The sequence below is a fragment of the Micromonospora yongxingensis genome (genome assembly GCF_052601155.1).
Genome location: NZ_JBQXEO010000019.1, coordinates 139,885 through 149,278, shown reverse-complemented (window position 1 = coordinate 149,278; position 9,394 = coordinate 139,885). Strand labels below are relative to the sequence as shown.

At 73.2% G+C, this 9,394-nt stretch carries 7 protein-coding genes; all 7 read right to left on the bottom strand.

Annotated elements, in window-relative coordinates:
• Positions 1-88: 88 nt before the first annotated feature.
• Positions 89-1,300 carry an alanine racemase gene (locus ACTWLT_RS22405; RefSeq protein WP_445320083.1) on the bottom strand — a complete coding sequence of 404 codons (1,212 nt, stop codon included), beginning with the start codon at positions 1,298-1,300 and terminating at the stop codon, positions 89-91.
• The gene (locus ACTWLT_RS22400; protein WP_445320082.1) at positions 1,297-2,895 is read right to left on the bottom strand and encodes an IucA/IucC family protein; all 1,599 of its coding nucleotides are present in this window, start codon (positions 2,893-2,895) and stop codon (positions 1,297-1,299) included. The genes ACTWLT_RS22405 and ACTWLT_RS22400 overlap by 4 nt, the downstream gene beginning before the upstream one ends.
• Positions 2,892-4,517, bottom strand: coding sequence for an IucA/IucC family protein (locus ACTWLT_RS22395; RefSeq protein ID WP_445320081.1), 1,626 nt, complete (start codon positions 4,515-4,517; stop codon positions 2,892-2,894). Before ACTWLT_RS22395 ends, ACTWLT_RS22400 begins: the two co-directional genes overlap by 4 nt.
• Positions 4,514-5,683: an ATP-grasp domain-containing protein gene (locus ACTWLT_RS22390; RefSeq protein WP_445320080.1), complete on the bottom strand. Its 1,170-nt coding sequence runs from the start codon at positions 5,681-5,683 to the stop codon at positions 4,514-4,516. Before ACTWLT_RS22390 ends, ACTWLT_RS22395 begins: the two co-directional genes overlap by 4 nt.
• 112 nt (positions 5,684-5,795) lie before the next feature.
• Positions 5,796-7,337, bottom strand: coding sequence for an MFS transporter (locus ACTWLT_RS22385; RefSeq protein WP_445320079.1), 1,542 nt, complete (start codon positions 7,335-7,337; stop codon positions 5,796-5,798).
• The gene (locus ACTWLT_RS22380; RefSeq protein WP_445320078.1) at positions 7,334-8,593 is read right to left on the bottom strand and encodes an MFS transporter; all 1,260 of its coding nucleotides are present in this window, start codon (positions 8,591-8,593) and stop codon (positions 7,334-7,336) included. The genes ACTWLT_RS22385 and ACTWLT_RS22380 overlap by 4 nt, the downstream gene beginning before the upstream one ends.
• On the bottom strand, positions 8,590-9,300 hold the full coding sequence (locus ACTWLT_RS22375; RefSeq protein ID WP_445320077.1) for a siderophore-interacting protein: 711 nt from the start codon (positions 9,298-9,300) through the stop codon (positions 8,590-8,592). Before ACTWLT_RS22375 ends, ACTWLT_RS22380 begins: the two co-directional genes overlap by 4 nt.
• Between the last annotated feature and the right edge of the window lie 94 nt (positions 9,301-9,394).

Below are 9,394 nucleotides of genomic sequence, written 5' to 3'. Positions count from 1 at the left end.
TTCCAGCGGGACGCGCTGAACGCCACCTTCGACCAGGTCGTGACGTGGAGCAGGGCCCTCGCGCCGCTGCGTACCAGGTGACGACCCCTTACTGAGCCACCTGATCGCCGTCCGGACGCCGGGATGAGCGCTCATTCCGCGGCCGAGGTCGGGGCCACGGCCGCAGCGGTCGGGCCGCCCAGTCCGCGGCCACCTCCTGTGGATCACCGGTACGGAACAGCGGCGGCTCGTGCAGCAGGAAGTCGCGGTGGCTGATGTTCCAGGCGTACGCCCCGGCCATGGCGAAGGCCAGCACGTCTCCCACGCCGATCGGCCCGGCGGTGGCCGAGCGGGACAGCACGTCCTTCGGGGTGCAGAGCTGCCCAACCACGGCGACCGGCCCTCCGTCGGTACGCGGGCCGTCGGACTGCCGCCGCCGGTGCACGGTGAACGGCTGCGGGTGCCCCTTCGCGGCGGGTGTGCGCAGGTGGTGGGTGCCGCCGGCCACCACCACGAACCACTCGCCGTAGGAGCGCTTCACGTCGACGACCTCCGTCAGGTACGCCGCGCAGTAGGCGGTGACCGACCGGCCCGGCTCGATGCGCAGCCGCAGACGGGGGTACGCGTCGAGGACCTTCGCCAGCGCTCGACCGTAGCCCGCCCAGTCGAAACGTGCAGCCGGGTCGCTGTAGTCGACGGCCATGCCTCCGCCGACGTCGACCTCGGCGGCACCGACCTCGGTAACCGACCAGCGGGCCACGGCGGCGGCGACCTCGCCGGCGAGCGGCGCGTCCAGGCCGCTGGCCAGGTGGGCGTGGATTCCGCGTACCTCGATGCCGGCTGGTGGGCGGCGGGCACACTCCACCGCGTCGGCCGGATCCATCCCGAAAGGGCTGGGTCCACCGCCCATGACCAGGCTCGCGCCGGGAGCGTCCACCGGCAGGTTCACGCGCAGCAGCACCTGGGCCGGGCGGCCGGACGCGACGGCCAGCGCGCCGAGGCGCCGCAGCTCGGCAGGCGACTCGACGTGGATGCGGCGCACCCCGGCGTCCAGGGCGGCGGCGAGGTCCTCGTCGGTCTTGCCAGGGCCGGCGTACGCGGCCGGCGCCTGCCCCGGTAGCACCTCGGCCAGTCTGCGCAGCTCACCGCGACTGGCGGCCTCGAAGCCGTCGACGACGGGGGCGAGGGTGCGCAGCACACCCGGGTCGGGGTTCGCCTTGACCGCGTACAGCAACTCGACCCGCCGTGGCAGCGCCGCGCGGATGGTGCGGGCCTGCGCGGCCAGCCCGTCGAGGTCGTGGACGTAGACCGGTCGGGTCATCGTTGCCCGCCCATCGGGTTCGGCACCGGCACGAACGGCGCGGCACGATCGGCGTCGCGTCGCCACCGAACCAGCAGGTTCGCCTTGGCCACCAGCGGCTCCCCGCTCAGCAGCGTGCGCAGCTCGGCCGGGTCACCGAGGTCGGCGGCCACCGCCGCGACGACGGCACGCAGCTCCTGCCACAGCCGCCGCTCGACACCCGGCCGCGCGTCGGCGAGCGCACCGCAGATGCCGGCCAGGTGGTTGACGAAGAGGCAGTAGACGATCCTGCGGCGAGCGTCCCGAGGGCCGTAGCCGACCTGCGGTGGGACGCCGTCCGGCCAGATGGTCCACCGATCGGTGTCCAGCTTGACCCCCTCCAGGTCCCGCAGCAGCATCCGTACCGGATGGCGGTTCCGGTCGAGCACCACGACCACGTTCTGCAGGTGTGCCTCGTGCACGACGCCGTGGCTGAGCCAGGAGCGCAGCACCGCCGGCACCAGCAGCTCGGCGTACGCCCGCCACCAGGCCACCGGATCCGGTACGGCCAGCGGCGCGGCGGCCAGCGCCGCCGCCAGGATCGGGGTGTCCCCCGGTCGCAGGTGCGGGCGGAGCCCGGTGCGGAGGATGGTCCCGTACGCCTCGTCCGCGCCCGGGGCGTCGACGGTCCGGTAGGCGGGCTCGGCGAGCAGCCCGACCCCGGCCGGCATCGGCACCCTGGCCAACAGGTCGGTGAGGGCGACCGCGCCGGTGAGTTCGTACCGCGCGTTCTTGCGCAGGCAGTTGGTGATCCGTACGTGCAGGCTGGCCTTGACGAACAGGTCGGCGTCGGGGGCGTAGAGGGTGCGGACACTCGCCGTCGGCCGGACCGGGACACCGGCCGCGCCCAGGTGGCGCAGTCGTGGGTCGGCGGGCGGAACCAGCGAGAGCTGCCACGGGTGCACCGGCAGCACCCGGTGCCCGGCCGGGGGCCGCGGCGGGTCGAGGGCGGCGATCAGCGGGTCGAACGGCCCGGCGCCGGCGACGAGATCGTCCGGCACGGCGAGCCAGTGCAGTCGGAACGCGGTACGCAGCTCCGGCGCGTACTCCCGCCAGGTGTCCGGATCGCCGCTGCGCCACTTCGGCGCGGGATGGTGCGGGTGGCCGAAGACCAGCGACTGTTCCGAGTCGACGTACGCGTCGATGGCCGGCTCGCCGGTGGGGGTGGGGTCCTGTGCCGGGCGCTCGGCGAGCAGCCGGGCCACGGTGGCGCGGCTGGCCCGGACCTGCCCGACGAACTCGTCGTTCACCAGGCCGGTACGGGCGGCCAGTTCGGCCGCGACCAGACCGGCCAGCCCGTCCGCGTCCAGGTCTTCCCACCGGCCGCCGTCGGTCATCCGCTGCACCGGGCCGGTGTAGCGGTGCGCGCCCAGTGGCGAGGTTCGCGCGACGGCGCAGCGCAGCGTCACGTCGAGGTGCCGCAACAGCAGACGTGCCGTGCCGCCGGCCACGGTCGCGTCGCCGTCGGGCAGGGCGATCTCGCGCATCAGGCAGCCGAACACGGCATGCGCGGCGGCCAGGTCGGCGGGTTGACCGGTCTCGACGCCCGGCCGGGAGCGCAACTGTGCGCTCGTCATCGTGTCTCCCGGAGGTAGTTCGGGCCGGTGCGCCGGTAGTACTTGTTGATGTCGGCGCAGCCCAGCCGCTGCTTGGGCAGCAGGGTGCCGGCGGTGAGCATCGCCTTGATGGGTAGTCGGGACGCCTGCAGGACACGCTCGGTGAAGGATCGTGCTGCCGGCCCGTCGCCCCAGCGGTCACGGGCTTCGGCCAGCCGGGGCGCCAGCGCCGCGGCCGGTGACGGCACGCGCAACCCTCGGGCGGCCAGGGCGATCAGGGGCGCCGCCGCGGCCAGGTGCAGGGTGATGGTGATGAACACGTCGGCCAGTTCCTGCGGGTCACGCGCCCACATCCGCTCGTCCCGCAGCGGGAGCCCGCCGGGGCCGCCGTGCCGGAGGTCCAGACGGGCGCCGTCGTTGTCCTTGTAGAGCAGGCCGACCGTGCCGTCGGGGTGCACCAGCAGGTGGATGTTCTGCGGGTGCGCCTCAAGGGCCACGCCGTGGCGCAGCCAGAGGTGGACGTGCCAGTCGAGCAGGATGTCCAGGTAGGACCCCAGCAACGCCGCGGGCCGCCCGGCGCTGATCCGTTCGAGGACCGTACCCGCGACCGGGTCGGGTGCGGCGAGGGCCGCGACCGGCACCACGTGGACGGCGGCCAGGTCGCGCGGGAACCGGCGCAGCAGAAAGCTGCGGCGCTCGTCGCCGTCGACGTGGGCGTAGGTGCCCTCGTCGGCGTGCCGGATCCGGCCGGCGAAGGCCGGCTCTCCGGTGGCGATCCGATCGAGCAGCCCGGCGACCGTCGCACCGTCGGCGAGGGAGCCGGGTTGCAGTGTCCGCCGGTTGCGGGCGCCGAGGCTCGCCGTCGGCAACGGCAGCTTCAGATGCAGGTACGGATCGTGGTCGAGCGCCACCGTCCGCATGGAGAGGGTGGGCCGCGCGGAGAACGTCGGCACGTCCGCCACTGTCAGCGCGTCGCGTGCCGCGATGAGCGGATGCACCGGCATCAGCACCTGGTCCGGACGCTGCGCCCGTGGCCACCAGGAGGGGAGGTCGCCGGTGAGCCGCACCGCCTCGGCGGAAGCGGCGAACCAGCTCAGCCGGAGACGCGGCGCGTGCTCGGGGGCGTAGCGGAGCAGCTCGTCGTGGCTGAGCCCCTGCCGGGAGCGGTCGGTGGGGTAGACGGGATGACCGTGGTGCGCCGCGAGCACGTCGTCCAGGAGTGCTCCCGGCAGGCCCGTGGGGCTGATCGCCCGCTCGGCCGCCACCTGGGCGAACACCCGTGGCCGGGCTGCGGCGGCCAGCCGACGCGCCCGCAGGTCGGCTCGGCACTCGGCGCCGAAGTCCCGCCAGCCCGCCTCGGCCTCGGGGTCTCCGTGCGGACCCAGGACGCTCAGCAGGCCGTCGACGGTGTCCGTCCGACGGGTGACTCCGTCCACGACGACGAGCATCGTCGGTGCGGCGCTGCTCAGGGCCTGCTGGAAGCCGTCCGCGCGGACCGGGATCCGCAGCAGCCCGCCGTGGTGCGGCACCTCCCACCAGTCGGGGCCGTCCGGCCGACCCCTGCTGAGCAGACCGAGGTGGTCCTCGCGCAGCAGGGCGTCGAGCACTCGGACGAACACGTCCCGCTCGCAGTCGTCACTCACTCGACGATGGTCCAGTGCAGGTCACGGCGGAAGGCGGCCAGCGACTCCCGGACGGTGTTCCGGTCGGGGCCGATCCCGTGCAGCGCGGCGAGGTAGTCACGGTTGGTGCCGGTGCGCTCGGCGGTGCGACCCACCTCGCGCAGGGGTCGGCAGCCCAGCCGGACACTACCGTCGACAGTGTCCAGCGGGCCGGGTGCGGCGGCGAGCCGGCCCGACCGGTCCGCGCAGACGTACTCCACCCGGGCGTACCGGTCGACGCTGGTGGGCAGGCCGAGGGCGGCCAGTGGTTCGCCGAGGTGCAGCCGGATGACGTACTCGAACAGAGGCACACCGAGCAACTCGGCGAGGATCAGGTCCATCCGGTCGCCGATCAGTCGGTAGTTCACCTCTATCAGCCGGATCCGGCCGTCCTGGACGACGTACTCCGTGTGGCAGGCGCCGAAGCTGACCCCGAGGGCGTCGAGGCACGTTCGAAGCTGGGCGCTGGTGTGCCCCGGTGGGGGCGACCAGTCGAGGGACTCCTCGGTGAAGGTCGGTGGCGGGCCGAGGTGGGTACGCCACCCGCCGAGGACGGCCAGCGCCGTACCGTCGCCGAGGGTCTCGTGTGTCCGCAGTTCCCCGGCGAGATACTCCTCGACCACCAGTGCGACCTCCGGCCGCCGGCCGCGGATCTCGGCCACCCGGGCCGCCAACTCCCGGTGGTCGGTGACCAGATAGGCGTCCTCGCTGGCCACCCCCTCGCGGGGTTTGACGACGGCCGGGAACATCTCGGCCGGCACGGCGGGTGGGATACCGGGGTCGACGGCGACGGTGCGGACCAGGTCGAGCCCGGCAGCGGCGATCGCCCGGCGGGCGGCGGCCTTGTCCTTGCAGAGGCGGGCGGTGTCGGGGTCCTTGCCGGGCAGGCCGAGCTTGCGGGCGGCGATCGCGGTGACCTCCTGGAGGTGGTCGCTGTTGGACAGTAGCGCCGCCGGTGGGTCCGCCGCCGTCGCCGCGACCACCGCTGCCGCGTCCCGGATCGCGCACCGCGCCACCGGCAGGCCGGCCGGCCACTGCTGTGGCCGGTCGGTCAGCACGGTGACCGGCAGTCCGAGCGAGGCCGCCGCGGGAAGGAAGCCCTCCAGGACGGCGTCGGTGGGATTGAGCGCGGTCATGTACAGCCGCATACGGCCTCCGTCGACGGCGACGATCGTCGCGATTAGGATAGCCTACCCTTATTGTCAGGATATGTGGCGACTCGGCCGGTTCTCCCAATGCCGTTGGCCGCGCACGGATCGACTAACGCACCGCCTCCGAGCGCTGGGCCCGATGCAGCAGGCCCGCGGCGACCAGGCCGCCGACGAGTACCGCCACGGCGCCCACCGTCTGCCCGGTTTCCAGCGCAGAGGCGAAGGCCGCGGTGACCGTCTCCCGCTCCGGCCCGTCACCGGCAGCGGCCAGCGCCGCGGGGAACGATCCGGCGCCGGCCAGAGCGGCGGGCAGCAGGGCGGCGAACCGGGCGTTCAACACGGCGCCCAGCACGGCTATGCCGAGACTGCTGCCGACCTCGGTCATGGTGCCGTCGACACCGGCGCCAGCGCCGGCCTTCTCCGCCGGAATCGCGCTCATCACCGCCTCGACGATCGCCGGGTTGGCCAGCGCGCAGCCGACACCCATGACGAGCAGCCCGCCCAGCAGCACCCCGTAGCCGTCGGAGGGAACGAGGGTGACCACCGCGAGGCCACCCGCGAGCAGCGTCATGCCGAGGGCGATGGCGGCCGCCAGGCCGAGCCGTCGGATCAGGACGGTGGCGACGCCACTGACGTTCAGCAGCACGATGGACAGGGCGAACGGCGCCATCCGCAGACCGGCCTCCCAGGCGGGGTAGCCGCGGACGAACTGCAGGTGCTGGGTGAGCAGGAACAGCGCGCCGGTGGCGCCGAACGTGATCAGGACGACCCCGGAGATCGCCCCGACGAAGCGCCGGTCCCGGAAGAAGTGCATGTCCAGCATCGGGTCGGCGATGCGTCGCTCCCACTGCACGAAGAGCCCGAGCAGGAACGCGCCGACGACTGCCGCGCCCAGTACCTCGACCGACGCCCACCCCCGGTCCGGCCCGGAGATGATCGACCAGACGACCGCGGTCAGGCCGGCGGTGGAGAGCACCGCGCCCACCACGTCGAGGCGGCCACCGGCGGGATCGCGGGACTCGGGTACCAGGGCACGGCCGGCGAGCAGGCAGACCAGCACGATGGGGACGTTCATCAGGAAGATGGCGCCCCACGGCAGGTGAGCGAGGATGGTGCCACCGATCGGTGGTCCGACGGCGAAGCCCAACGCGCTGGTGGCGGCCCAGATGCCGATCGCTCGGGACCGTTCGGCGCCGTCGAAGACCTGCATGGCGACCGCGAGCGTGGCGGTGACCAGGAGCGCACCGCCGACGCCCATCCCGGCGCGGGCGGCGATCAGCTGCCCGCTGGTGGTGGCGAGCCCGGCGGCCAGCGAGCCGAGCCCGAACAGGACGAGCCCGGCGAGCAGCATGCGGCGGCGCCCGTACCGGTCGGCGGCGCTGCCGGCGGTGAGCAGCAGACCCGACAGCACCAGCGCGTACGCGTTGATCATCCACTGCACGTCGGCGGTGCTGGCGCCCAACTCGGTGGTGAGCACCGGCACCGCCACGGTCAGCACCGTGTTGTCGAGCACCACGACCAGTTGGGCGACGCAGAGCACGGCCAGGACCAGCCACCGTTGCGGGAGCCGCGTCGATACCGGGGTATCGGCCGGTTGGACGGTGGCCGATGGCGTGTCGACGGCCGCTCCGTGCCGGCCATCGGAGGTCACGCCACAGCCTTCACGCCGTCCGACGACGGGCTCTCACTGGCCGGTTCCGCCAAGGGACCGGGGGTGCGGGGGAACCGCCGCTGGTGGGTGAGGCCGAGGGCGACCCCGGCGGCCACCAACAGGATGGCGGCGACCGCCACCGCCGGGTAGCCGACCCGGTCGGCGGCCGCCAGCCCGACGGAGGCGGCCACGAACGAGCAGACCAGGCCGAACGACGACAGGACGGTGAAGTCCGTGCCGCCGGTACCCGGTCGCGAATAGTCCATGTTGACCGTGTAGAGCACGACGTTGGCGATCGTGTAGGCCGCCATGAAACAGCAGAGCGCGGCGACGGTCCCGGCCAGCGGTGCACGGCCGTCCATCAACGGCAGCAGCATCATCGTCGACAACGCGAGAGCCACGCCGCCGGCCACCAGCACGCCAGCGCGCCCGAACCGCCCGATCCCGAGACCCGCCACCAGACCAGCCACGATGGCCGGTGCACTGGTCACCACGCCCGTCACCACGCCGATCCGGCCCAACGACCAGCCCGCGTCGACCAGGGCCGGCGTCACCAGGGCGTACGCCATCCCGGCACCGACGTAGACCAACGGCACCACGCCGAAGGTCCACCACCGGCAACCGGGCTGACCGAACACGGACAGCAGCGCCCGGTACGCCTCGCCGACCCGGGCCACCCGATCGGTACGGGCCGGCTCCCGGAAACGCCACACCACCAGCAGGCCGACGGCCGTCAGCGCGGCCAGCAGGCCGATCGCCGGCACCCAGCCGAACCGGTCGTAGACCAGCACGCAGGCGCCCCCACCGAGCAGGTTGCCGAGGTAGCTCGCCGCCACCTGGATGCCGTTGCCGGTCCCCCGATCCGAGTCGGTGAGCAGCCGGACGGCGACCGCGTCCACGGCGATGTCCTGTGTGGCGGAGAAGAAGACGTAGACGGCGCAGATGGCGATGACCGGGCCGAGCGCGTCGGCCGGGCGGGAGAACGGCAGCAGCGCCAGCAGGGCGAGCACCAGCGCACCCTGGAGCACGAGCAGCCAGGACCGGTAGTGGCCGCGGTGGCGGGAGCCGTACCTGTCGAGGATCGGCGCCCAGAGGAACTTGATGGGCCAGATCAAGCCGACGATCTGCAGCAACGCCAGGGTGTCCAGCGAGGTGCCGCCGTCACGCAGGATGGCGGTCAGCCCGACGGTGATGAAGCCGATGCCGAGGTACTGGGTGACGTACAGCGCGGTCAGGGTGCCGAGCCGACCCCTCATGCGGCTTTCCAGTAGCCGAGGGAGGTCAGCCTGCCCTTGTCGACGCCCAGGGTTCGGCGGATGTGCCGGGTGATGCCGCGGGTGCTGGCCGCCTCGCAGGCCACCCAGTAGTGGGCGGTGTCGCTGGCAGGCAGGTTGGCGCACACCGTGTCGACCAGGTGTTGACCGGAGTCCTGGCGGGGCACCCAGGTGACGTCGTGGTGGGCGCGGGCGCGCGGAGTGAGCGCCTTCTCGCCCTCGTGTGCGTACTCCAGCCAGACCGTCGCCGGGATGTCGGCGCCGGCGTCGAGCAGGCTGTTCACCGCGGGCAGGGACGCCGCGTCGCCGATGAGGTAGAGGTGCTCGGGCGCGGGGTCGGGCAGTTCGTAGGCGCTGCCCTGGACGGTGGCGCCGATGGTGTCGCCGACCTGTGCGGTGGTGGCCCAGCGGGCGGCGCAGCCGTCGTGGATGGCGAATTCGAGGCTGAACCGACCGGTGGCGGGATCGGGGTCCACCAGCGTGTACGCGCGCTGGTGCGCCCGGCCGTCGTTGTCGAACCACAGCCGGATCCACATGGTGGGGTGGACCCCGCACGCCTCCAGCAGCCCGCCGCCGTCCAGGAGCAGCCGCTGGTAGTGCCCGTCGACCGACTCGGTGCCCAGCACGGTCAACCGAAAGTCCCGGCCTCCCATGGCCTTGAGGACCAGGGCCTCCCAGTTCCGTTTCACGCACCCCTCCAGGTAAGGTCAGCCTTCGTTAGGGGAGGGTAACCTAACTTGGCCGCTCGACGGAACACGCAACCCCCTCGCTTTCGCGCCGCAG